This is a genomic window from Actinospica acidithermotolerans, from assembly GCF_018139625.1.
Lineage (GTDB): Bacteria > Actinomycetota > Actinomycetes > Streptomycetales > Catenulisporaceae > Actinospica > Actinospica acidithermotolerans.
In genome coordinates this window covers 62,811-85,104 of sequence record NZ_JAGSOH010000018.1, presented here as the reverse complement: position 1 = coordinate 85,104, position 22,294 = coordinate 62,811, and the positions used below count along the sequence as shown (strand labels likewise).

Below are 22,294 nucleotides of genomic sequence, written 5' to 3'. Positions count from 1 at the left end.
GCGTCGGCCTCGCCCGGCGCGCCGATCAGCGCCAGCTCGGCGCCGACGTCGACCGTCTCGTCCTCGCCGACCTTGATCGAGATGACCACGCCCGCGGCGGGCGAGGGGATCTCGGTGTCGACCTTGTCGGTGGAGACCTCGAGCAGCGGCTCGTCGACCTCGACCGTCTCCCCCTCCTTCTTCAGCCACCGGGTGACGGTGCCCTCGGTGACGGATTCACCGAGCGCGGGCATCGTGACGGATACCGGCATGACGTTTCTCCTGGTTCGTTCTCGTCGATCGCGGGTCAGAGGTCCGGCTCCGCCGGGCTCAACGGTGCGTTGGCGGCACTGAGCGCGGGAAGGCGGGTCAGTCGTGCACGTGCAGCGGCTTGCCCGCGAGCGCGAGGTGCGCCTCGCCCAGCGCCTCGCCCTGGGTCGGGTGCGCGTGGATGAACTGGGCCACGTCCAGCGGGGTGGCGTCCCAGTTGTAGATCAGCTGGGCCTCGGCCACCAGCTCGCCGACCCGGTCGCCGACCATGTGGATGCCGACCACCCGGTCGTCCTCCCCGGCCACGCCCTTGATCTGCACGAGCTTGATCTCGCCCTGGGTCTTGAGGATCTTGCTCTTGCCGTTGCCGGCCAGGTTGTACGTCAGGGTCTTGACGTGATCGGCGCCGAACTTCTCGGCCGCCTTGGCCTCGGTCAGGCCGCAGGAGGCGACCTCCGGGTTCGAGTACGTCACCCGCGGCACGCCGTCGTAGTCGATCGGGCGCGGGTTGAGGCCGGCGATGTGCTCGGCGACCAGGATGCCCTCGGCGAAGCCGACGTGCGCGAGCTGCAGGGTCGGGATCAGGTCGCCGACCGCGTAGACGTTGGGTACCGAGGTCTGGCAGTACTCGTTGACCTTGACGTAGCCGCGGTCCGTCTGGACGCCCGCCTGCTCGTAGCCCAGGCCCTCCGAGACCGGCCCGCGGCCGACGGCGACGAGCAGCAGCTCGGCGTCGAAGTCCTTGCCCTTGGCGGTGTGCACCCGCACGCCGCTCTCGGTGTAGTCGACCCCGGTGAAGCCGTTGTCGATCTCGAACTTGATGCCGCGGCGGCGGAACGCGCGCTCGAGCAGCTTCGAGGAGGCCTCGTCCTCCAGCGGCACCAGGTGCGGCAGGAACTCGACGATGGTGACGTCGGCGCCGAAGCTCTTGTAGACGGAGGCGAACTCGCAGCCGATCACGCCGCCGCCGAGGATGACGACGGAGGAGGGCACCCGGTCCAGCTTCAGCGCGTGGTCGCTGGTGATGACCCGCTGGCCGTCGATCTGCAGGCCGGGCAGCGACTTCGGCGCGGAGCCGGTGGCCAGCACGACGTTGCGGCCGGTGTAGACCTCGCCGTTCACGGTGACCTGGTTCGGCGCGCTCAGCACGCCCTCGCCGGAGACGAAGGTGATCTTGCGGGCCTTCACGATGCCCTGCAGGCCCTTGTAGAGGCCGGAGACGACGCCGTCCTTGTACTTGTTCACGCCCGGCATGTCGATGCCCTGCAGCATGGTCTGGACGCCGAAGGAGGCGCTCTCCCTGGCCAGGTCCGCGACCTCGGCGGCGTGCAGCAGCGCCTTCGTCGGAATGCAGCCGCGGTGCAGGCAGGTGCCGCCCACCTCGGCCTTCTCGATCAGTGCGACGTTCATGCCGAGGTCGGCGGCCCGGAACGCGCAGGCATAGCCGCCGGAACCGCCCCCGAGGATCACTACGTCGAATACGTTCCCGGCCTCAGCCACTTGTCCGTCTCCTCGCGTGTTCACGCCGTTATCCGCGCATCCCGGCGAACCGGGGCCCTGCCGGATGCGCGCCCTGACCTTGTCCAGACCCGCCACCATCGGGGACCGAATGCTGTCACACTGGCTTGGCATCGGCGCCCGGAGCGAGTTGTCAATGGGAAGCTTAAACCGGTTTCCCGCCCGGTCGCCTCGCCGGGCGCGCGCCGCCGCGCGCTGCCGGCGAGGCCTCGCGCGCGCCCGGGTCGGCGCATCGAACAGGCCTGTCCGCAATCCGGTCGGGGGCCGGGGACCGGGAAAGTGGACCCGAGGGAGTGATGAGCGTGGCCGTCTTCCGCCGTCGCGGTGCCCGCGCAGGTGAGGGCCGGGTGGACGGCCGTGTGTACCGCGACGGGGAGGAGCACCTTACCCGCTTCGCCCGCACGCGGATCGGCGTCGAGGCCTTCGTCGAGCCGCGCACGGCTGTGACAGACACCACAATCGTGCTGGTCGCGGCCACCGGGGAGTGGACCAGGCGCCGGGTTCCCGGCCCGCAGGCGGCCCATCAACTGGCGCACAGGCTGGGCATTCCCGCCTACGACGCGGGCGTCGTGGGCTACCCGCAGCGGATGCGCGACTGGAACTCGCGGCTGGCGGCGGAGGCCCGGGCCCGCCGCGAGCCCTGAAACCGCAGACAGGCGCGTTCGAAATGCGGACGAGGTGGGGTGCCGATCGCCGCACCCCACCTCCGAAGGTGATCCGCACTTCCGTCCCGGAACCCTCGATCGGATTACCGCGGCCGGTCGCGCAGCGGGCCCGCGAATGCTTCAGCGGGCCCGCCAATGCCGCCAATGCTTCAGCGGGCCCGCGGAAGCCTCAGTAGAGCCCGTTCGCCGCGTCGTCGGCCAGCTGCACCAGCGTGCGCACCGCGAAGCCGACGCCGCCCTTGGGCACGTAGCCGTACGGGCCCGACTCGTTGTACGAGGGGCCGGCGATGTCCAGGTGCGCCCACGGGATCTGGCCGCCCTCGGCGTGGTCGCCCACGAACTCCTGCAGGAACAGGCCGGCCACCAGCATGCCGCCCATCCGGTCGCCCATGTTCGCGATGTCCGCCACCTGGGTGTCCATGGTCTTGCGCAGGTGCGCCGGCAGCGGCATCGGCCAGAAGTCCTCGCCCGCGCGCTCGGCCGCGGACTCGAGCTGCACCCGGAACTCCTCGTCGTTCGCCATCACGGCGGCCGTGCGGTGGCCGAGCGCCAGCACCTGGGCGCCGGTCAGCGTCGCCACGTCCACGATCGCGTCCGGCTGCTCGGCGCTCGCGGCCACGATCGCGTCCGCCAGCACCAGCCGGCCCTCGGCGTCGGTGTTGAGCACCTCGACGGTCTTGCCGCCGAACATCGTCAGCACGTCGGAGGGGCGGATCGCGTTGCCGCCCGGCATGTTCTCGGCCAGCGCCGCCCACGCCGTGACGTTCACCGGCAGGCCGATCCTGGCGACGGCCAGCGTCGCGTGCAGCACGGCGGCGGCGCCGGACATGTCCGACTTCATGGTCTCCATCGACCCCGAGGGCTTGAGCGAGATGCCGCCGGTGTCGAAGGTGATGCCCTTGCCTACGAAGGCCAGCTTCCGCGAGGCCTCCGGGTGCGTGTAGGTCACCTTGACCAGGCGCGGGCCGCGCGTCGAGCCCTGGCCGACGCCGGTCAGGCCGCCGTAGCCGCCCTCGCGCAGCTGCACGTCGTCGAGCACTTCGATGCTCAGTGCGCCGACGCCCGCCTCGCGCACGGCCGCTTCCGCCGCCTCGGCGAAGGCCTGCGGGAACAGGTGCGAGGGCGGGGTGTTGATCAGGTCGCGGGTCGCGGTGACCGCCTCGCCGAGCACCTGCGCGCGGGCCGCCGCCTCGCGGGCGTCCTCGGTCGGCTCGCCCGCGGTGATCAGCGCGATCTCGCCGACCGGCGCCTTGCGGTCGGCCGGGTCGCCGGTCTTGAGGCCGTCGTACGCGTACGCGCCGAACAGCGCGCCCTCCGCCGTCGCCGCCAGCACCTCGACGCCGGAGTCGGCCAGCGCGATCGCGGCCTTGCCGTGGCCGGCCAGCGAGCGCACCGCCGCGCCGACCGCCTTGCGCAGGTCCTCGAGACCGCGCGCGCCGACGACCTCTCCGTCGCCCGCCTCGCCCAGGCCCACCGCCACGATCAGCGGCGCGGCCAGCCTCCCGCCGCTCGCCACCCGGGTGGTCTCCTCGGCGGCGCCGGTCGCGCCGAGCGTCGAGAGCGTCGCGGCGAGCGTGCCGCCGAGCGCCTCGTCCACCGCGGCGGCGCCCGGGGAGAGCGTGATCCCCGTGCCGTCCTTGTACACACCGACGATGAGCGCGTCGGCCGCCGCCTCGGCCACCGGGCCGGACTGGATGGAGATCGTGGTCACAAGTTCCCCTGTTGTCATCGAGTTGTCAGCAGAAAGCGAAAAGCGGGCAGGTGAACTGCCGCCGGACTCCCGGCATCGTAACCGGGCCCCGTCACAGTCGCGATATCGTCGTGGGCATGACGACGCCGTCCCTGCTGACTTCGCCCCTGCACGCCCGCCACCGCGCCCTCGGCGCGAAGATGGCCGATTTCGGCGGCTGGGAGATGCCGATCGAGTACTCCGGCACCGTCGGCGAGCACGCCGCCGTGCGCGAGCGGGTGGGCGTCTTCGACGTCAGCCACCTGGGCAAGGCGACCGTCGCCGGCCCCGGCGCCTTCGACTTCGTCAACAGCGTCCTCGCCAACGACCTGCGCCGCATCGGCCCCGGCAAGGCCCAGTACACCCTGTGCTGCGACGACGCCACCGGCGGCGTCGTGGACGACCTCATCGCCTACGTGAAGTCGCAGGACGAGGTCTTCCTGATCCCCAACGCCGCCAACACCACCGAGGTCGTCCGCCGGCTGACCGCCGCCGCCCCCGAGGGCGTGACGGTGACCAACCAGCACAAGGACTACGCCGTCCTCGCGGTCCAGGGGCCGGACTCCGAGGCGCTGATCAAGGCCCTCGGCCTGCCCACCGACTTCGACTACATGGCCTTCGCCACCGCGAGCTGGGACGACCGTCCCCTGACCGTCTGCCGCACCGGCTACACCGGCGAACACGGCTACGAGCTCGTCTGCCGCTGGGACGACGCCGACGCCCTCTGGGCCGCCCTCATGCACGCCGGCGAGCCCTTCGACGTCAAGCCCTGCGGCCTCGGCGCGCGCGACACCCTGCGCACCGAGATGGGCTACCCTCTCCACGGCAACGACCTGTCCCTGGACATCACCCCCGTGCAGGCCCGCGCCGGCTGGGCCGTCGGCTGGAAGAAGGACGCGTTCTGGGGTCGCGAGGCGCTCGTCAAGGAGAAGGCCGACGGCCCGAAGCGCACCCTGTGGGGCCTCAAGCAGGTCGACCGCGCCATCCCCCGCCCCCACATGGCCGTCCACGCCGCCGCCGACCCCTCCGTCGCCGACGACGTGATCGGCGAGGTCACCAGCGGCACCTTCTCGCCGACCCTCAAGCTCGGTATCGCCCTGGCCCTGCTCCCGCCCACCACCGCAGAGGGCGACGTCGTCTACCTCGACGTCCGCGGCCGCCGCGCCGCCTTCACGGTGGTCAAGCCCCCGTTCGTGAAGGTGTCGACGAGGTAGGACCCGGCTGACGGCTGGTGCGTTTCTTCGCTCGAAGCGAGGGTTGGGGCGCACCTCAGTCGGTTCGTCGGCTGGGGTGATGCAGTGGGCGATGCCTCCGGCCGACGATCAAGCGGTGCGTAACAGCCCCTGCTTGCGTGCCCAGGCCGGAAATTCGCTGCCGGTGCAGGGGAGCCTTGCACCTACTCGGCGAAGATCGTCGACGAGCCGCATGGCGGCGTGCTCGGTCAGCTTCGCGGAATTGCAGAAAGCCGTGATGAGCCAGAGCGACCCGTGGACCTCGAGACCTTCACGTCTTCCGACGTTAGTGGCCTGGCGATCATCGATGACCGAGGTCCCGCCGTGCAGTTCAGCGAACGCGAATGTGCTGGCCTCTCCGAAGTCGTGTCGCTCGGCGCCGACGAGCTCTTTCCAGCGTAGGAACGCGTCGAGACCGCGCCCCTCGTCATCGTCGAGCGTTGCCCAGGCGAGCCACGTAGCTGTTTGGACGACACCCAGGCCCGGCCGGCTCTCGGCTCCCTGCCTTATCTCGGCGCGCACGACGTCCGTGGCGAAGCACTCCGTGCCGTGAAGGTAGTGGCCCAGCAGGTCGAATTGCTCCGCCTCTGCGAATGCGCTCAGCACGCTCGTATCGAAGACCAGACGCCCGCCGTCGCGGAGACGTGCCTCACCACTCATCGGCGTCCCCGGCGTCGTCGAGACCGCTCAGGAGATCCGTCGCGTCGATCTGGCCGCGTGTCAGTTCCGCGGCGCGCTTGGGTGTGATGCGCTTCTGCTGAACGGCGGCCAGCACCGCATCGGCTACGCCAGGCGAGACTCTGACGGACTCGAAGTCCGGCTGTGGGGCCCAGCCGACGGCTTGCATTATCTCGGCGCGGGTCGGGGCGCGGGACATCAGGTATCCGGTCCGGACCCGATCCTCGATGGCAGCGGCGTGCACGGCTTGGCGGAGCGTCAGGGACCAGGACACCCGGTACTCCGCTGACATCTTGATCAACTCGCGCCTGACCGCGTCGCCCGTGCCGCCGAAGCGCTCTCTGTGGAACGCCGAGGTCGGGATCAGCAGTTCGGCGGCGAACGCGTCGATGACTTGCTCCCGCTGTTCGCGCGACGAATGGACGCCGAGGTCGGACGAGTATTCGTCGCCCAGCACCATGTGGCCGAGTTCGTGGGCCGCTGTCGCCCTGCGCCGCGCGGGTTCAGGATGTGTGCTGACCACCGCCACGGCTACGTCTCCGTCGATGAGCGAGGCGCCCTCTCCGCGGATGTCCGTTGCGAGGATGTACTGACCTGCTCGCTCCGCGACGTCGACCATCGTTCCCAGCGGTTCGGCAGCGAATCCCAGGGTGTTGCGAAGCCAGGAGGCCGCGAAACGCGCGTCCTTGGCGTCGTATACGGGCCGGTCGAACTGCAGCGGCGGAGTGTGCGCGAGCGTGCCGAAGCCCATCAGCTGCCTGACATCGCGGAGCCAGGCGGCGAGTTCGGTCTCGAGGTGGAACGTGTCGCGTGCCGCGTCGGTGTCCTGCTCGTCCACGAGTTCGGTGCGATGCGAGAGCACCGCCGGCGGCTCGGTGAGGAAGTAGCTCATCGGTACACCGAGCACGCTCGTCAGCTGAACCAGTTCCAGCGCCTGGAGATGCCGCACGCCCGATTCGGTCTTGGCGACCTTGTTGCCGTCCAGGTCGATGAGCCGTCCGAGCTGCTCCTGCGAGTACCCGGCGGCGAGCCGGGCCTGGCGTAGCCGTGCCCCGATCTCCTGCCATCTGAGCTGGTCAGTCATGTTGCGATATTCGCATATCCGCGGAGTTCACGGAAGCGGAATGCTTCGATCGTCACTCGTCCGCACCATCCGCTTCGCGGATTGCGGCTACCGAATCGCCATCACCAGCAGCGCACCCGCCGCGCCTGTCTCCACGAGCGCGCCCAATACGTCGCCGGTGATGCCGCCGAAGCGGGCGATGCAGCGGCGGAGCAGGGTTACGGCGGCGGTGGCTCCCACGGCGCAGGCGGCGGTGGCGAGGATGGCGTCGGGGATGCCGCGGATGGCGCCCAGGGCGAAGCAGGCGGCTAGGGATAGGAACGCCACCGCTGCGGCGGTTCGGGTGGGGACCGAGCCGGCTACCCAGGCGCCTAGTCCCGTCGGGCGGGCGCTGGGGACGCGGGGGGTGCAGGCGACGGTGACGGCTAGGCGGCCGGTGATCGCGGCGACGATAACGGCGATTGCGCCTCTGTGGTGCGCGTAGGCGGAGGTCAGGGACGCGATCTGAAGGGACAGCACCAGGAGCAGTGTCACGACGCCGAAGGGGCCGATGTCGGACTGCTTCATGACGTCGAGCGCCTGCTCGCGCGGCTTGGCGGAGCCTAGGCCGTCGGCGACGTCGGCCAGGCCGTCGAGGTGGAGGGCGCGCGTCACGGCCGCACATGTGGTTACGGCGGCTACGGCGGCCAGGAACGTCGAGTCCGTATACGCCGAGGCCGCCCAGCCGACGGCCGCCGCGGTGGCGCCGATCCCGGCGCCTACCAGCGGCGCGCACGCCATTGCGCGTCCCGCCGTGGGCCGGTCGGCGTCGCCGATGCGCACTCGCAGGATACTGAGGGTGCCGATGGACAGGCGCACGCCGGAGGGCCACCCGTTGAAGGCACGCTGTGGACGCATCGCGGACCGGGGACCGTCTGGCTTGCCGCGCACTTACAGCGCGCTGCGGACCGTGGGCTCGGGCAGGTCGGCCTCGGCGTACGACGGGGTCTCCGCCAGCACGCTCACGGCGGCGCGCACCAGTGGCAGGGCCAGCAGCGCTCCGCTGGCGGCTCCGGCGCGGATCTTGAAGTCCAGCAGCGGCTCCAGGCTCAGCCGGTCGAGCGCCTTGCGGTGGGCGGGCTCCGGCGAGAGCTGCGCGGCCAGGCACCACTCCGGCGTCCGGAACGCGATGCGCTGGGCCAGCAGCGCGCACGCGGTCGCGCCGATGCCGTCGAGCAGCAGCGGGGTGCGGCGCGAGGCCGCCTGCAGGATGAAGCCGACGCAGGCCGCGAAGTCCGGGCCCGCGCTGACGGCCAGCAGTTCGAGCTGGTCGGCGAGCACAGGGCGGGCCAGCCGGAGCGCGTCGCGGATCGCGGCGCACTTGACGGTCCATCCGGCGTCGTCCACGCCGCTGCCCCGGCCGGTCACGGCCGCCGCGTCGGAGCCGGTCAGAGCGGCTACCAGCACGGCGGCGGGGGTCGAGTGGCCCGCGCCGAGCAGGGCCGGGATCAGCAGGTCCGCACCCGCGTCGATCTCGGCGTCCGCGAGCGCGCGGCCGAGCGCGAACGCGGCGTCGGCCTCCTCGCGGGTGCAGGCGCGCTCCACGTCGATCCGGCCGGTTCCGCGGCGCACGCGGCCTGCGGTCACCTCGGCGGGCACCCCCGCCTCGGTCAGCTCGGCCTCGTCGCAGTCCACGGAGACGTCGACCAGCCGGACGCCCACGTCGTTCGACCGGGCCAGCACGCTCGCCGGGCCGCCGCCCGCGGCGTACAGCCGAACCAGCGCCGCCGTCGTGCCCGGCGGCTGCGCCGTGACCCGGTGCCCGTGCACGTCGAGGGCGGCGATCCCGTGGTCGCCCGCGAACAGCACGAGGCGGGGGCGCTCGATCGGCTTGGGCGGGCACTGGTCCTGCACCGCGGCCAGCCAGCACGCCACCTTCTCGAGCGTGCCGAAGGACGCGGGCTGCAGCGCCAGATCCTTCGCCCAGCGCTCGGCGGCCTCGGCCTTCTTGGCGTCGGCCGGGCGCAGCACGTTCTCGGAGAACTTCTCCAGGTCTGTCTTTTCCATCGTGGGGGTCACTTTAGCCGTACGGGCAGACCTGCGACGACGAGCCAGACGTCGTCGGCCGCCGCGGCGAAGGCCTGGTTCAGCCGCCCGAGCTCGTCGCGGAAGCGCCGGGTGCCCGGATCCGGCGGCACCAGGCCGAAGCCGAGCTCGTTCGAGACGGCCACGACCGGGCCGGCCGCCGCCTCGTACGCGGCGATCAGATCCCGCGTCAGGCCGCCGAGCTCTCGCGCCGCGCTGCCGGACGCCCAGACGTCCTCGTCCCAGGCGTGCACCGCGTCCATCGCCGAGGTCAGCCACAGGGTGAGGCAGTCCGCGAGCACCGGGCCCTCGGCCGCGCGGAACAGCTCGGCGAGGGCGGCCGGCTCGTCGCCGGTCTCCACGGTCCGCCAGTCCCCGGGCCGCTGCCCGCGGTGCCTGGCGATCCGCTCGGCCCACTCCGCGTCACCCGGATAGCGCGGGGCCGTCGCGGCGTACGTCACCGGGCGCGGGTCCGGGAAATCAGTGCACATGCGCTCGGCGAAGGTCGACTTCCCGGAGCGCGCGCCGCCGAGGATCAACGTGCGGCGTGCCGCCTGGCGAGTGTCCACGGGTGGCTCCTGGGTAGTCTTGCCGCATGGCATTCACGTGGCGTTACGAGAACACAGCGGGCGAACAGGTCGAGCCGATCGTCGCGGTGGAGGGCGAGCGCGCCGCCTTCCCGAACCAGGGCGACGCGGAGACCTGGATCGGCGAGAACTGGCCCGCGCTGCTCGCCGCCGAGGTGGACCAGGTCAGCCTGCTCGAGGACGGCGAGGTCGTCTACGGGCCGATGTCGCTGCACGAGGACCTGCCGGCCTGAGAGGCCGGCCGCCGGCCTCCGCCCCCCTCGACGGGGCGGAGGCCTTCGCAGCTTCCTACTACGCGCGCACGGGCGCCACGCGCGCTACGGGCACCGCCCGCTACGGGCGCTCGGCGGGGGAGACGGTCTTCGCCGGGTCGCGCTCGACGACCGGGTCGAGGATCTCGTCGATCCGCTTGAGCAGGCCCGCGTCCAGCTTCACGCCCGCCGCCTTCACGTTCTCCGCGACCTGCTCGGGGCGCGAGGCCCCGATGATCGCCGCGGCCACGTTTCGATTCTGCAGCGTCCAGGCGACCGCCAGCTGAGCGAGCGTCAGCCCGCTCTCCTCGGCCAGCGGAGCGAGCTGCGCGACCCGGGTGAGCAGGTCGTCGTCCAGCATCCGCTTGATGAAGTTGCCGCCGCTCGCGTCGGTGGCCCGGGAGCCCTCCGGCACCGGCTGGCCCGGCTTGTACTTGCCGGTCAGCACGCCTTGCGCGATCGGCGACCAGACGATCTGGCTCAGCCCGAGCTCCTCGCAGGTCGGCACGACCTCGGCCTCGATCACCCGCCAGAGCATGTTGTACTGCGGCTGGTTGGAGATCAGCGGCACGTGCAGCTCCTTGGCCAGCCCGGCCGCCGCGCGGATCTCCTCGGCGCGCCACTCCGACACGCCGATGTAGAGCGCCTTGCCCTGCCGCACGACGTCGGCGAAGGCCAGCATCGTCTCCTCGAGCGGCGTCGAGTAGTCGTAGCGGTGCGCCTGGTAGAGGTCGACGTAGTCGGTCTGCAGCCGGCGCAGCGAGCCGTCGATCGACTCCATGATGTGCTTGCGGGACAGGCCGCGGTCGTTGCGTCCCGGGCCGGTCGGCCAGAAGACCTTCGTGAAGATCTCCAGGCCCGCGCGGCGCTCGCCCTTCAGGGCGTCGCCGAGCACGGCCTCGGCCTTGGTGCCGGCGTACACGTCGGCGGTGTCGAAGGTGGTGATCCCGGCGTCGAGAGCCGCGCGCACGCAGGCGTGCGCGGTCTCGGCTTCGACCTGGGAGCCGTGGGTGATCCAGTTGCCGTAGGCGATCTCGCTGATCATCAGGCCGCTACGGCCGAGGTGTCGAAACTCCATGGGCACACTGTATGCCCGGGGCTTACCGATCCGCGCAGTGAGCGCCGTCGGCGGCCGCTAGCGGATCTTCGGCTCGCCCCGCATGGTCACCCGCGGCTTCGGCTGCCGCAGGAAGCGCGGCATGACCGCGCGGGAGAACGCGTAGAACGCGACGCCGCGCGCCTGCTCGGCGTCGTACTGCAGCGTGACCTGCTTCTTCACGCGGCGGCCGAGGAGCACGCCGAGCACGATGCCGAGGACGACCACGACCTCCATCACGAAGGAGCTGTAGATGTAGATGGAGGTGTTGCGCATCAGCAGGGTCGCCCAGCAGAGCACGACCAGCGGCATCAGCAGCTCGAGCAGCCGGAGGCGGCCGTCCACGTAGTCGCGGACGAAGGCCTTCGCCGGACCGCGGTCGCGGGCCGGGTAGTGGCTCTCGTCGCCGTTGCGCAGCGCCTGGCGGGACCGGTCGTACGAGAGGCGGTTCGCCTCGCGCTCGGCGGCCCGCCGCGCCTTCGGGTCGGCGGGCAGGGCGCCGAGGCGGAGCTTGCGCGCGGCCTCGGCCTCCTTGCGGGTCGGCGTGGGACGTCCCTTGCCGGACGCGACGGGCTCGGCCGGGATCACGTCGGCCGGGGTGGCGTCTGCCACCTGCTTGGAGGAGTTACGTCGGAACACGTATGGAAGGGTAAACGTTTCGGGCCCGGGTACATAACCGCCGCGATGGCCCTGTAACCCCGCGAGGGAATATCGTGGGTGCATACCAGTCTCAACGTGAGCTACACCGCACCTTATCGAAGGGGGAGCTGGAGGGCTGATGGCCGACGGAGTAATGAAGCGGATGTCCTTGATCTTCAAGTCCAAGGCCAACAAGGCGCTGGACAAGTACGAGGATCCGCGCGAGACGCTCGACTACTCGTACCAGAAGCAGATGGAGCTGCTGCAGAAGGTACGCCGCGGTGTCGCCGACGTCGCGACCTCCCGCAAGCGCGTCGAGTTGCAGATGAAGAAGCTCCAGCAGGAGGGCGACAAGCTCGAGGGCCAGGCCCGCAAGGCGCTGGAGCTCGGCCGCGAGGACCTCGCCCGCGAGGCCCTGACCCGGCGCGCGAACATCTCCGCGCAGATCGGCGACCTGAACACGCAGTACGAATCGCTGCAGACCCAGGAGGAGAACCTGGTTCGGCAGTCCAAGGCGCTCGAGGCCAAGGTGGAGGCCTTCCGGACGCAGAAGGAGACCATCAAGGCGACCTACACCGCGGCCCAGGCCCAGGCGCAGATCGGCGAGGCGTTCTCCGGCATCTCCGAGGAGATGGGCGACGTCGGCATGGCGATCCAGCGCGCCCAGGACAAGACCGCGCAGCTGCAGGCCCGCGCGTCCGCGGTGGACGAGCTGATGGCCTCCGGCGCGCTGGACGACCCGTCCGGCCTGGCCAAGGACGACATCACCCGGCAGCTCGAGGCGCTCTCCTCCGGCGGCGCGGTCGACGACCAGCTGGCGAAGATGAAGCTGGAGCTGTCCGGCGGCGCGGGCGCCAACAAGGAGCTCGAGTCCGGCAAGGGCACCTCCTACGCGAGCAAGAGCGACGAGATCAGCGACGCCGACGTCCTCAAGGACGGTGGCGCCGCATGATCGTGCGGATCCTGGGCGAGGGCCAGCTGGTCCTCGAGAAGGAGTCGCTCGTCGAGCTCAACAAGCTCGACGACGAGCTGATGGCCGCGGTCGAGGCGGGCGAGCAGTCCCGCTTCGACGCGGCGATGGGGGCGCTGCTCGGCCGGGTCCGCGAGCTCGGCAGCCCGCTCCCGGTGGAGGAGCTCAAGCCGAGCGACTTCATCCTGCCGAGCGCCCACTCCAGCCTGGACGAGGTGCGCGACCTGCTCTCCTCCGACGGGCTGATCCCGGGCTGAGCCGCGCCCGCCCTCCGGCCGCGACTCGCAAGCCTTCACCGGACGTCCCCTTCCGCCGCGGCGGAAGGGGACGTCCGCGTTGCGCCGGACGGGGGAGGAGCCCCGCGGATTCTCGGCAAGTCTTCAGGCGGATTCCGCCTCACGCGGGGAACCGTCGTTCCGACAGGTTCGTTGGAACCGGCAGACTCACCCCAGGATCACCGGCGACGGTGCAGACGAGAGACGCGGGAAAGGGCGGCAGCAGTGGCCACCAAGACGAGGTTCGCACCGGACCGGGGGCTCACCTCCCGGATGGTGCTCGTCATGTTCCTCATCGGCTTGCTCGCGGTGGCCTTCATCGCGGCGCTCATCGCCTTCGTGCCGACGCAGAGCCTGCCGATCGTGCTCATCTTCGCCGCGCTGCTGCTCGGCGCGCAGTTCTTCTTCTCCGACAAGATCGCCACCTTCGCCATGGGCGCGCACGAGGTCAGCCCGGAGCAGGCGCCCGAGCTGCACGCGATCGTGGACCGGCTGTGCGTCATGGCGAACATGCCCAAGCCGCGGGTCGCCATCTCGGACACCCCGGTGCCGAACGCCTTCGCGACCGGCCGCAACCCGGACAACGCGGTGATCTGCGTCACCACCGGCCTGATGCGCAACTCGAACCTCACCAAGGAAGAGGTCGAGGGCGTGCTCGCCCACGAACTCTCGCACGTCGCCCACCGCGACGTGCTGGTGATCACCATCGCCTCGTTCCTCGGCATCCTGGCCGGCATGGTGGCCAGGATGGCGTTCTGGTTCGGCCTCGGCGGGGACCGGCGCAACGACCGGGACGGCAACGCGGCGATGGCCCAGCTGGTCATCATGCTCGTCTCGATCGTCACGTACGCGATCTCCTTCCTGCTCGTCCGGGCGCTCTCCCGGTACCGCGAGCTCGCCGCCGACCGCGCCGGCGCGCAGCTGACGGGCAATCCGATGGCGCTCGCCTCCGCGCTGCAGAAGATCACCGGCGACATGGCCAAGATCCCGCAGGAGGACCTGCGCGCCGCCGAGCCGTACAACGCCTTCTACTTCGCCCCGGCGCTGCGCAAGGAGTCGCTGATGGCGCTGCTGGCCACACACCCGAGCACCGAGAAGCGGGTCGACCAGCTGATCAAGATCTCCGACCAGCTCGGCTCGAACCAGCTGGGCCGGCGCTGAGTTCCGGCCGGATCGGCTGACCGGTACGTCACGACTGGATAGGGTGGGGTCATGGGTCTCCTCGACACTCTTCTCGGCCGCAGCAAGCCGGTGCAGCCGAACCTTGACCAGCTCTTCGGCCTGCCCTCGGCAGCGCTGACGCTGGAGGTCAACGGCACCTTCCGGCCCACCGGCTACGGCGCGGTCTGCTACCGCAAGGCCGAGGGCGTGGCGTTCAACCAGGTCGAGTCGGACGTCGAGGAGCTGCTCGAGGGCATCGACGGGCCGAAGGTCCAGGTGAGCAAGGACAAGTACGGCTACACCTGGGTGCTCTGCCAGCGCGCGCAGGACGACATGACGAGCCTCGTCAACGACGTGCACGCGGTCAACTCGGCCCTGCAGGACAACGGATTCGGCCCCTACCTGCTGTGCACCCTGGTCAGCTTCCAGGACGACCGCGGCCGCAAGCTGGCGCTGATCTACCTCTACAAGCAAGGGACGTTCTACCCCTTCGCGCCGCTCGCCGAGCCGCAGCGGGACAACACGCTGGAGCTGCAGATCAAGTCGCAGCTGGGCAACGACCTGCGGCTGGAGAAGGACCTGACCCGCTGGTTCCCCGTGTGGGGCGCGCCCGGCCTGTAGCCGCCGCGTCGCCCTCGACTCAGACCCCGACCACACACGTCACACCTCTGCCACGATTCGGCTTCCGACTTGCCAGCCCCGCCGTCCGTACCGCTAGGCTCGGTGCCCGTCGAGGCGCCCTGACCTGGGCGCCGCTGCGCGGTTGTTGCGGGACCGTGGAGGATTGCGAGCGATGGTGGCTGGGCCGGTGACCGGTGCCGAGGGCGACGAGCAGACGAGTCGGGAGACGCCCGACCCGCGGCTGTGGCCCGAGTTCGGCATCCCCGCGCAACGGGCCGAGTTAACCCCAGGCCAGCCGGGCGAGCCCGACCCGACGACGCCGATCATCCCGAGCCGGCCGGACGGTATCCCGTCTCAGCCGCACACTGCGGCGCCCACCTTCCCCACGCAGCCGGATGGAATGTCGTCGGCTCAGCCGGGCGCTGCGACGCCGACCATCCCGAGCCAGCCAACGGGCCTGACGGCAGGTCACCCGGAGCAGGGGCCGGTGGCTGCGGAGTTCGGCTCCGCGCCGATCATCACACCGTTCCCCGGGGCGGCCCCGGGGACCGCGGGCCTCGAGCCCGCGACGGAGCCCGAGAAGCCGCGGACGCTGCGCTCGGCGAAGTCGCACCGCTCGCGAATGCGGCGTCAGACGTCGAACGGCGTCATCGTGCTGGCCTGTCTCGCCGTCATCTTCCTTGTGCTGCACCGATTCCTGCCCGACGCGGGCGGCATCGGCTCGCTGCTGGAGACGTGGCTGCCGTGGGTCGGCGTGCCGATCCTGCTGCTGTTCATCATCGCGGCGATCGTGCACACGAAGCGCGCGATCGTCGTGACCCTGGCCGCCGCGCTCGCGTGGACCGCTCTCTACGGCCCGACGATGCTGCCGCGCGGAAGCAGCGCGACCGCCCAGCTGCGGATCTTCAGCGAGGACGTCAACGGCAACGCGCAGGAGGCCACCGCCTCCGGCACGATGGCCCTGGCGCAGAAGGCGGACATCGTCGCCCTCGAGGACATGTACTCCTCGGTCTCCGAGTCGAACGCCGTCAACGCGCTCAACTCCGCGTACGCCAACCACACCACCGAGTACGAGTTCGGACTGTGGAGCAAGTACCCGATCCTGAGCGCGCAGCCGATAGCTCTCGGCACGACGCAGGCCGCGCAGACTCTCTCGCTCGGCGCGGACGACCTCGGGCTGGCCGCCTCCGCCACGGGAGCGCCGATCGTCGGCGCCCTGAAGGCCACGCTCAGCACGCCGAAGGGCGATCTGACCGTCTACCTCGTGCACCTGCCGCAGCCAGTGCTCGGCGACCAGGGCTTCGCGAAGGTGCGCGACCAGGCGCTGACGAAGTTCGTCCAACTGCTCGAGGCGGACCACTCGTCGCGGATCGCCGTGATCGGCGACATCAACGTGGCCGCCACGGACCGCCAGTTCGGCCAGCTGACCAACGCCGACGGCCTGACCAGCGCGCAGCAGGCGGCGGGCAGCGGCTTCGGGTTCACCTGGCCCGCCGAGTTCCCGATCGTGCGACTGGACGACGTGCTCACCCGCGGCCTCACGCCGCTCCGCTCCGTGGTGCTCTCCGCGATCGCCAAGGGGCAGACCCACCTGCCGATCCAGGTGGACCTGGACTACTGACCGACCACGACCGATGCGCGAACGCAGCCCCGGATTCCTTGGGCCCGGGGCGCGGCGCTCGGTTGCGCTCTCCGCGATCGTCAAGGGCAGGCAGACCGCCTGCCGATCCAGGTGGACCTGGATTACTGACCCACCAAGACCGATGCGAACGCCGCCCCGGATTCCTTGGGTCCGGGGCGCGGCGCTCGGTTGTGCTGTCCACGATCGCCAAGGGCAGGTAGACCGCCTGCCGATCCAGGTGGACCTGGATTACTGACCCACCACGACCGATGCGAACGCAGCCCCGGGTTCCTTGGGTCCGGCGCGCGGCGCTCGGTTGTGCTCTCCGCGATCGCCAAGGGCAGGCAGACCGCCTGCCGATCCAGGTGGATTTGGATTACTGACCCACCAGGACCGATGCGCGAACGCCGCCCCCCGGATCGATCCCTTGGATCCGGGCGCACGGCTTCTCCGTGAGCGCGGGCGGCGAGCAGGCCGGCGACCTGGTGGCGTTCGGCTTCGTTCGGGTTCGACCGCCTACGGCAGTGCGAGCATCTGCTCCAAGGCGGCCTGGGCCAGCGCGGCGGTGTCCGGGGCGACCGTGATTCGGTTCACCGGCTTGCCGGCGACCAGTGACTCAAGCGTCCAGACCAGGTGCGGCAGGTCGATCCGGTTCATCGTCGAGCAGTAGCAGACCGACTTGTCCAGGAAGACGATCTCCTTGTCCGAGTGTGCGTTGGCCACCCGCCGCACCAGGTTCAGCTCGGTGCCCACCGCCCACTTGGAGCCGGGCTCGGCGGCGTCGAGGGTCTTGATGATGTACTCGGTCGAGCCCACGTAGTCGGCGCTCTCCACGACCTCGTAGCGGCACTCCGGGTGCACCAGCACGTTCACGCCGGGGATCCGCTCGCGGACCTCGTCCACGCACTCCTTCGTGAAACGGCCGTGCACGGAGCAGTGCCCGCGCCAGAGGATCATCTTGGCGTTGCGCAGCTGGTCGGCGGTCAGCCCGCCCATCGGCTTGAAGGGGTTGTACAGCACGCAGTCGTCCAGGCTCAGGCCCAGCTGGCGGACCGCCGTGTTCCGGCCGAGGTGCTGGTCGGGCAGGAACAGCACCTGCTCGCCCTGCTCGAAGGCCCAGGTCAGCGCGCGCTCGGCGTTGGACGAGGTGCAGATCGTGCCGCCGTGCTTGCCGGTGAAGGCCTTGATGTCGGCGGAGGAGTTCATGTAGGAGACCGGGACCACGCGCTCCGCGATGCCCAGCTCTTCGAGCACGTCCCACGCCTGCTCGACCTGCTCGGCCGTGGCCATGTCGGCCATCGAGCAGCCGGCCGCCAGGTCGGGCAGCAGCACCTGCTGCCCGTCGGCCGTGAGGATGTCCGCGGACTCGGCCATGAAGTGCACGCCGCAGAAGACGATGTACTCGGCGTCCGGCCGGTTCGCCGCGTCCCTGGCCAGTTTGAACGAGTCGCCGGTGACGTCGGCGAACTGGACGACCTCGTCCCGCTGGTAGTGGTGCCCGAGAATGAACACCCGGTCGCCGAGCGCCTGCTTCGCCGCGAGCGCGCGGGCCACCAGGTCGGGGTCGCTGGGTGCGGGCAGGTCCCCGGGGCACTCCACGCCGCGCTCGCTGCGCGGGTCGGCCGCCTGGCCGAGCAGCAGCAGCGAAAGCGGGGTGCCCGTCGGCTCCGCGAAGACGGCGGGGCTGCTGCCGGTATCGGTGGTGGTCACGTCCTCGTGCTCCTCGGTGCGGGCCGGCCCCCGGGGCCGACCGCCGTTATCGTCCAACTGACGTTAAGCCATATTACCCTACGGATATTCCCGGCGACGGCGGTGATCGCCGTGTGATATACGCCCCGTCCGGACATGTGCGACCATAGGAAGCGAAGGGCGGCTGGCACCAGGCACCGATGCTCGGAATACCAAGCCGTCGTTGCGGCGTTGATCCGTGAAGGCAACGACCCGACGGACCGTACTGAGATAAGGGGTTGGCACGATGTCGGTAGAGGTTGAGATCAGCAGCACCAAGGTCGACGGGATCATCCTGACGGATGAGGCCGCGTCCAAGGTCAAGAGCCTGCTGGAGCAGGAGGGCCGCGACGACCTCTCGCTGCGCGTCCAGGTCCAGCCCGGCGGCTGCTCCGGCCTGCGCTACCAGCTGTACTTCGACGACCGCGCGCTGGACGGCGACGTGGTCTCCGAGTTCGGCGGCGTGAAGGTCGTCACCGACCGCATGAGCGCCCCGTACCTGGTCGGCGCGACGGTCGACTTCGTCGACACGATCGAGAAGCAGGGCTTCACCATCGACAACCCGAACGCTACCGGCTCCTGCGCCTGCGGCGAGAGCTTCAACTAAGCCGGGTCTGCCGAGCGCCTGAGAAGGCGCCCGCCACGCGCACACCGCGCGCGGCGGGCGCCTTTCGCCGTCCGGGAGCGGCCGGGGGCGCGCAGAGGCGATCCAACGCGCAGAGGCGAAAAGGCGCAGAGGCGCAAGGGTGCAACGGTGCTTCGGAAGTCCCGCGAATCGCGGAGACGCGTCGGTGGCTGGCGCCCTGCGGCCGGAGTGCGGCGGAAGGCCGAAAGACCGAAGTAAGGAGAGCGCTTCGGTGAGCTGGAGCGTGCAGCCCGCGGCCTGCGGCGCCTGCGGCCTGCGGCCGGAGTGCGGCGGGAGGTGGATATGGGCAGCGCTTCGGTGGTCGGAGGCCGGAGTGCGGCGGAAGGCCGAAAGTGAGAGGCGCGTCGGCGGCTGGTGGCGAAGGTGCTCCGGAACCGTTGGCGTGGAAAGTTGCTGCTTCAGGCCAGCGCCAGGGGCGCCTGCTCCGAAACCGTTGGAGTGGAAAGTTGCTGCTTCAGGTCGGCGCCAGCGTGCCTGCTCCGGAACCTCTGGCGTGGAAAGTTACTGCTCCGGTGGTCGGCGGCAGGACTGCTCTGGAGCTTTCGGCGAGGGAGGGGCGTCGATGGCTGGCGGGCAGGGGTGCCTGCTCCGGACCATTAGGCGTGGAACGTTGCTGCCCCGGTGGTCGGCGGCGGGACTGCTCGGTCGTCCTGCGGCGCCCCTGTCTGGCGGTGGGGATGAACCTGGGGAGAAAACGGTAGGGCCTCCGGCGTCGCTACCCACAAACGACGACGGAGGCCCTACCTCCTGCGGACCCGGAGCACCCGCGTAACTTCAGCGGGTGGCTGCCCTCCGTATATGGCCCGCCACAGCGTCCACGTCGCCGGGGGGAGAGCGGCGCGGGCGCAGGCTTGTGTTGTCCCTACCCCATAGTTGTACCCGTTCCGGAACCGTTCCATCACTCAAAGTGATGAACTCGTAATCCCGTCGGAGTCGACTCGGGATTCGGTTCCGCCACCTCGAGCTCCGGTGTGTCCCGGTGCTGAGTACTACTACACCAGATATGACGTCCGGACGGTGTGAAAGGTTCCGGGTTTCCTGCTGATTCTTTCCTGTGGGTTTCTCAGCGCACGTTAAGCGGCCCTGGGAACCAGGTTAGCCGATCTGGGCGGAAGCGACAGTCTCGCCGTTCGCCAGATCGACGACCTTCCTGCTGTCCAGGGGGGCGGCGAGGGTGGCGCGGACGAGCATGTGCGTGACGTACATCGGGCACATACGACCGGCGGAGGACAGGTGCACGAGACCCACGCTCACCGTGGTTCCGGATTGCTGCAGCACGACGTCGTATTTCCCGCAGGCCCCGCCCTGCGATTCGATTCCCAGGTAGAGCGTGCGGCCGTCGGCGCTGTGCGAGGCGCTGTCGAACGCGGTGTACTTGGTGCCGGCCGTCGAGCTGCTGAGCTGGGCGTTCGGGGTGATGACGGGGGCGCCGAGTCCGCCGGAGCTCGCCGTGGTCGTCCCGCCGGCGCTTGTTGAGCCCGTGGCGCCTGCCGAGGGCGAGGCGGACGGCGACGCGCTTCCGGCGGTCGCGGACGCGGAACCCGAGTACGAACCGCCCGAACTCACGCTGACCGACTTGCCCGTCGAGGCGCAGGCCGTCGCTCCGGCCAGCAGCAGCGCCCCGACCGCCCCGGCGGCCAGCAGCGTGGCCGTGCGTCGGCGCCGCAATGAATGCGTACTGCCTGTCATCGCTGTCCCTTCTCCGTCGGGCCCGTGGGCCGGGTCCCGGTGCGCAAGGCTCTCCTCTGACGCAGCGGCCCGACCGCGGGTTCCATCCTCAGCGCCACGGCTAGCGCACCCGCTTCACCACGTACGCGGCGGCGTCCGGCCGCTCGTCGCCTAGCGGTTCGGCGCCGAGGAAATCCTGACCGGTCATCCGGCACCAGGCGGGGATGTCGAGCCGCGCCGCCGGGTCGTCCGCGAGTACCCGGACCGTGCCGCCGATCTCGACGCCGCCGATCCGCTTGCCGAGCTCGATGACGGGCAGGGGGCAGAGCTTGCCCAGCGCGTCGATCTCGAGTGCCGCCGACGCTGCGGCGCTCGCGGGGGCTTCCTCGCGGCGGTCCCGCGCGGCTTCGGGGCGGGCGGCGCGGACCGCGTCGGGCAGTACGTCGAGGAACCGTTCGACGTCCTCCCGGCGCGCGGACCAGGGGAGCGAGACGCGGATGTTGCCCTGCGACAGGACGCCCATGGCCTCGAGCACGTGACTCGGCGTCAAGGTCGAGGCCGTGCACGAGGATCCGGACGAGACCGAGAAGCCGGCGCGGTCCAGCTCCAGCAGCAGCGCCTCGCCGGACGCGTAGAGGCAGGAGAACGTCAGGATGTGCGGCACCCGGTCGTCCGGGTCGCCGACGACCTCCACATCCGGTACCAGCTCGGGAATCCGCGCACGCAGCAGCTCCGTCAGCTCCCGGTGGCCGAGCCCGACCTCCTGCTGCTCGGCGCTTCGGGCCCGAAGCGCGGTGGCGGCCGCGAGGATCGCCGGGACGTTCTGCGGACCGGGGGACCAGCCGCGCTCCCGCTCGTCCTGCGGCCAGTCGGCCGCGAAGCGGGTTCCCTTGCGCACGGCCAGAACCCCGACCCCGGTCGGACCGCCCCACTTGCGCGCGGATCCCGCCAGCACCGACCAGCCCGGCGGCACGGGTTCGCGTCCGAGCGAGGCCGCGGCGTCCACCAGCAGCGGCACCCCGTGCCCGGCGGCCAGTTCGGCGACCTCGCGCAGCGGCTGCCGGGTTCCGACCTCGTGGTTCGCGGACTGGACGGCGACCAGGCCGACGGCCAGGCCGGCTAACGATTGAGTCAAGGATTCCAGCCGGATCCGGCCGTGCGCGTCCACCGGAACCAGGACCCGCTCGCCGCCGTTGCGGGCCGCCGCCAGTTCCGCCGCGTGCATCACCGAGGAGTGCTCGACCGCGCCGAGCACGAGCGCGCGCCCGGCTCGCGTGCGGCCCTTCGCCAGGCCGAGGACCCCCTGGTGCACGGCCGACGTGCCGGAACCGGTGAAAACGAGCTCGTCGGCGCGGCAGCGCAGCACCTCGGCGACCGCCTCGCGGGCCGCGTCCAGCAGCATCCTCGCGCGGCGTCCCTCCCGGTAGAGCCGGTCCGGGCCGGCCCAGCCCTCGTCCAGCGCGGCGAGGTACGCCTCGCGTCCGGCGGGGTCCAGCGGCTCCCCGCTCGCGGCGTCGAAATAGACCATGGGACCGAGCGTAACCACCCGGCCTGCGTGTTCGCCGTCTGACGGATGATCATCGGCGAGATGATGGGGCGACAACGCCCGCCGGGCGACGGGCGCCGGTGTCCGAATAGCCCCTTGTGGCCAGCCATTAGACCGTATGCGTGAGCTCCGTGGGGCGGTCCGGCTAAAGGGGGGTACCTGCCCGCAGGCGGTCCACGTGCCTGGAGTAGGGTTTGGCCGCAGCATTGAATCAGTGATCCCCGGCCCGCGAAAACGGGCGCCACCGCGAACGCCACCCACCGAGCGCCGCGGCGGAGCAGGGACGA

The 22,294-nt window shown here is 70.8% G+C and carries 22 protein-coding genes; 9 read left to right on the top strand and 13 right to left on the bottom strand.

All coding sequences use genetic code 11. The features are described from left to right. Both KDK95_RS09560 and lpdA read right to left on the bottom strand, forming a co-directional pair. The coding region (locus KDK95_RS09560; RefSeq protein ID WP_306466459.1) for a biotin/lipoyl-containing protein at positions 1-251 on the bottom strand (251 nt) is incomplete at its 3' end. A gap of 97 nt (positions 252-348) precedes the next feature. Continuing rightward, positions 349-1,749, bottom strand: a complete 1,401-nt coding sequence (lpdA, locus tag KDK95_RS09555) for a dihydrolipoyl dehydrogenase (protein WP_307844298.1) — start codon at positions 1,747-1,749, stop codon at positions 349-351. Between the two features lie 314 nt (positions 1,750-2,063). Between lpdA and KDK95_RS09550 the strand changes: the two genes are divergently transcribed. Then, the gene (locus KDK95_RS09550) at positions 2,064-2,411 is read left to right on the top strand and encodes an oxidoreductase (RefSeq protein WP_212517694.1); all 348 of its coding nucleotides are present in this window, start codon (positions 2,064-2,066) and stop codon (positions 2,409-2,411) included. A gap of 190 nt (positions 2,412-2,601) precedes the next feature. Here KDK95_RS09550 and KDK95_RS09545 read toward each other — a convergent pair whose 3' ends face one another. Continuing rightward, complete coding sequence (locus KDK95_RS09545; protein ID WP_212517693.1) at positions 2,602-4,143, bottom strand: leucyl aminopeptidase; 1,542 nt, start codon at positions 4,141-4,143, stop codon at positions 2,602-2,604. A gap of 116 nt (positions 4,144-4,259) precedes the next feature. On the opposite strand from KDK95_RS09545, the gene gcvT reads away from it, so the two are divergent. After that, the gene (gene gcvT / locus KDK95_RS09540) at positions 4,260-5,375 is read left to right on the top strand and encodes a glycine cleavage system aminomethyltransferase GcvT (RefSeq protein WP_212517692.1); all 1,116 of its coding nucleotides are present in this window, start codon (positions 4,260-4,262) and stop codon (positions 5,373-5,375) included. A 108-nt stretch (positions 5,376-5,483) separates the two neighbouring features. On the opposite strand, the gene KDK95_RS09535 is transcribed toward gcvT, so the two are convergent. The 5 genes from KDK95_RS09535 to KDK95_RS09515 all read right to left on the bottom strand — a co-directional run bounded on the left by KDK95_RS09535 (position 5,484) and on the right by KDK95_RS09515 (position 9,767). Continuing rightward, a complete protein-coding gene (locus KDK95_RS09535) occupies positions 5,484-6,053 on the bottom strand; it encodes a PIN domain-containing protein (RefSeq protein ID WP_504797717.1) in 570 nt (189 codons plus the stop codon). Further along, positions 6,043-7,155, bottom strand: coding sequence for a helix-turn-helix domain-containing protein (locus KDK95_RS09530; protein WP_212517690.1), 1,113 nt, complete (start codon positions 7,153-7,155; stop codon positions 6,043-6,045). Before KDK95_RS09530 ends, KDK95_RS09535 begins: the two co-directional genes overlap by 11 nt. Positions 7,156-7,242: 87 nt before the next feature. Continuing rightward, entirely contained in the window at positions 7,243-8,031 is a 789-nt protein-coding gene (locus tag KDK95_RS09525; protein ID WP_212517689.1) for an adenosylcobinamide-GDP ribazoletransferase, read from the bottom strand. A gap of 33 nt (positions 8,032-8,064) precedes the next feature. Further along, positions 8,065-9,180, bottom strand: a complete 1,116-nt coding sequence (locus KDK95_RS09520) for a nicotinate-nucleotide--dimethylbenzimidazole phosphoribosyltransferase (RefSeq protein ID WP_212517688.1) — start codon at positions 9,178-9,180, stop codon at positions 8,065-8,067. Positions 9,181-9,188: 8 nt separating this feature from the next. Further along, positions 9,189-9,767, bottom strand: coding sequence for a bifunctional adenosylcobinamide kinase/adenosylcobinamide-phosphate guanylyltransferase (locus tag KDK95_RS09515; protein ID WP_307844297.1), 579 nt, complete (start codon positions 9,765-9,767; stop codon positions 9,189-9,191). 26 nt (positions 9,768-9,793) lie between these two features. Between KDK95_RS09515 and KDK95_RS09510 the strand changes: the two genes are divergently transcribed. After that, positions 9,794-10,018: a hypothetical protein gene (locus KDK95_RS09510; protein ID WP_212517686.1), complete on the top strand. Its 225-nt coding sequence runs from the start codon at positions 9,794-9,796 to the stop codon at positions 10,016-10,018. 100 nt (positions 10,019-10,118) lie between these two features. On the opposite strand, the gene KDK95_RS09505 is transcribed toward KDK95_RS09510, so the two are convergent. Then, positions 10,119-11,114, bottom strand: a complete 996-nt coding sequence (locus tag KDK95_RS09505) for an aldo/keto reductase family protein (protein ID WP_212517685.1) — start codon at positions 11,112-11,114, stop codon at positions 10,119-10,121. A 57-nt stretch (positions 11,115-11,171) separates the two neighbouring features. Continuing rightward, entirely contained in the window at positions 11,172-11,771 is a 600-nt protein-coding gene (locus tag KDK95_RS09500) for a DUF3043 domain-containing protein (RefSeq protein ID WP_212517684.1), read from the bottom strand. A 139-nt stretch (positions 11,772-11,910) separates the two neighbouring features. Here KDK95_RS09500 and KDK95_RS09495 point away from each other — a divergent pair, with 139 nt between their 5' ends. The 5 genes from KDK95_RS09495 (at position 11,911) to KDK95_RS09475 (ending at position 16,419) form a co-directional block, all read left to right on the top strand. Continuing rightward, positions 11,911-12,723 (top strand): PspA/IM30 family protein, encoded by an 813-nt coding sequence (locus tag KDK95_RS09495; RefSeq protein WP_249160767.1) that lies wholly within the window; start codon positions 11,911-11,913, stop codon positions 12,721-12,723. Continuing rightward, complete coding sequence (gene pspAA / locus KDK95_RS09490; protein ID WP_212517683.1) at positions 12,720-12,998, top strand: PspA-associated protein PspAA; 279 nt, start codon at positions 12,720-12,722, stop codon at positions 12,996-12,998. Before KDK95_RS09495 ends, pspAA begins: the two co-directional genes overlap by 4 nt. 243 nt (positions 12,999-13,241) lie before the next feature. Further along, a complete protein-coding gene (gene htpX / locus KDK95_RS09485; RefSeq protein WP_307844296.1) occupies positions 13,242-14,177 on the top strand; it encodes a zinc metalloprotease HtpX in 936 nt (311 codons plus the stop codon). 51 nt (positions 14,178-14,228) lie between these two features. Beyond that, positions 14,229-14,798: a PspA-associated protein PspAB gene (gene pspAB, locus KDK95_RS09480; protein ID WP_212517682.1), complete on the top strand. Its 570-nt coding sequence runs from the start codon at positions 14,229-14,231 to the stop codon at positions 14,796-14,798. A gap of 172 nt (positions 14,799-14,970) precedes the next feature. Continuing rightward, positions 14,971-16,419: an endonuclease/exonuclease/phosphatase family protein gene (locus tag KDK95_RS09475; protein WP_212517681.1), complete on the top strand. Its 1,449-nt coding sequence runs from the start codon at positions 14,971-14,973 to the stop codon at positions 16,417-16,419. 516 nt (positions 16,420-16,935) lie between these two features. Here the strand turns inward: KDK95_RS09475 and nadA are convergent. Next, on the bottom strand, positions 16,936-18,129 hold the full coding sequence (gene nadA / locus KDK95_RS09470) for a quinolinate synthase NadA (RefSeq protein ID WP_212517680.1): 1,194 nt from the start codon (positions 18,127-18,129) through the stop codon (positions 16,936-16,938). Positions 18,130-18,394: 265 nt separating this feature from the next. Between nadA and erpA the strand changes: the two genes are divergently transcribed. Continuing rightward, on the top strand, positions 18,395-18,754 hold the full coding sequence (gene erpA / locus KDK95_RS09465; protein ID WP_212517679.1) for an iron-sulfur cluster insertion protein ErpA: 360 nt from the start codon (positions 18,395-18,397) through the stop codon (positions 18,752-18,754). A 1,134-nt stretch (positions 18,755-19,888) separates the two neighbouring features. Here erpA and KDK95_RS09460 read toward each other — a convergent pair. Together KDK95_RS09460 and KDK95_RS09455 are read right to left on the bottom strand one after the other, a co-directional pair. Then, positions 19,889-20,482, bottom strand: a complete 594-nt coding sequence (locus KDK95_RS09460) for a hypothetical protein (protein ID WP_212517678.1) — start codon at positions 20,480-20,482, stop codon at positions 19,889-19,891. Positions 20,483-20,582: 100 nt separating this feature from the next. Further along, positions 20,583-21,989: a cysteine desulfurase/sulfurtransferase TusA family protein gene (locus KDK95_RS09455; protein ID WP_212517677.1), complete on the bottom strand. Its 1,407-nt coding sequence runs from the start codon at positions 21,987-21,989 to the stop codon at positions 20,583-20,585. Positions 21,990-22,294 lie beyond the last annotated feature (305 nt).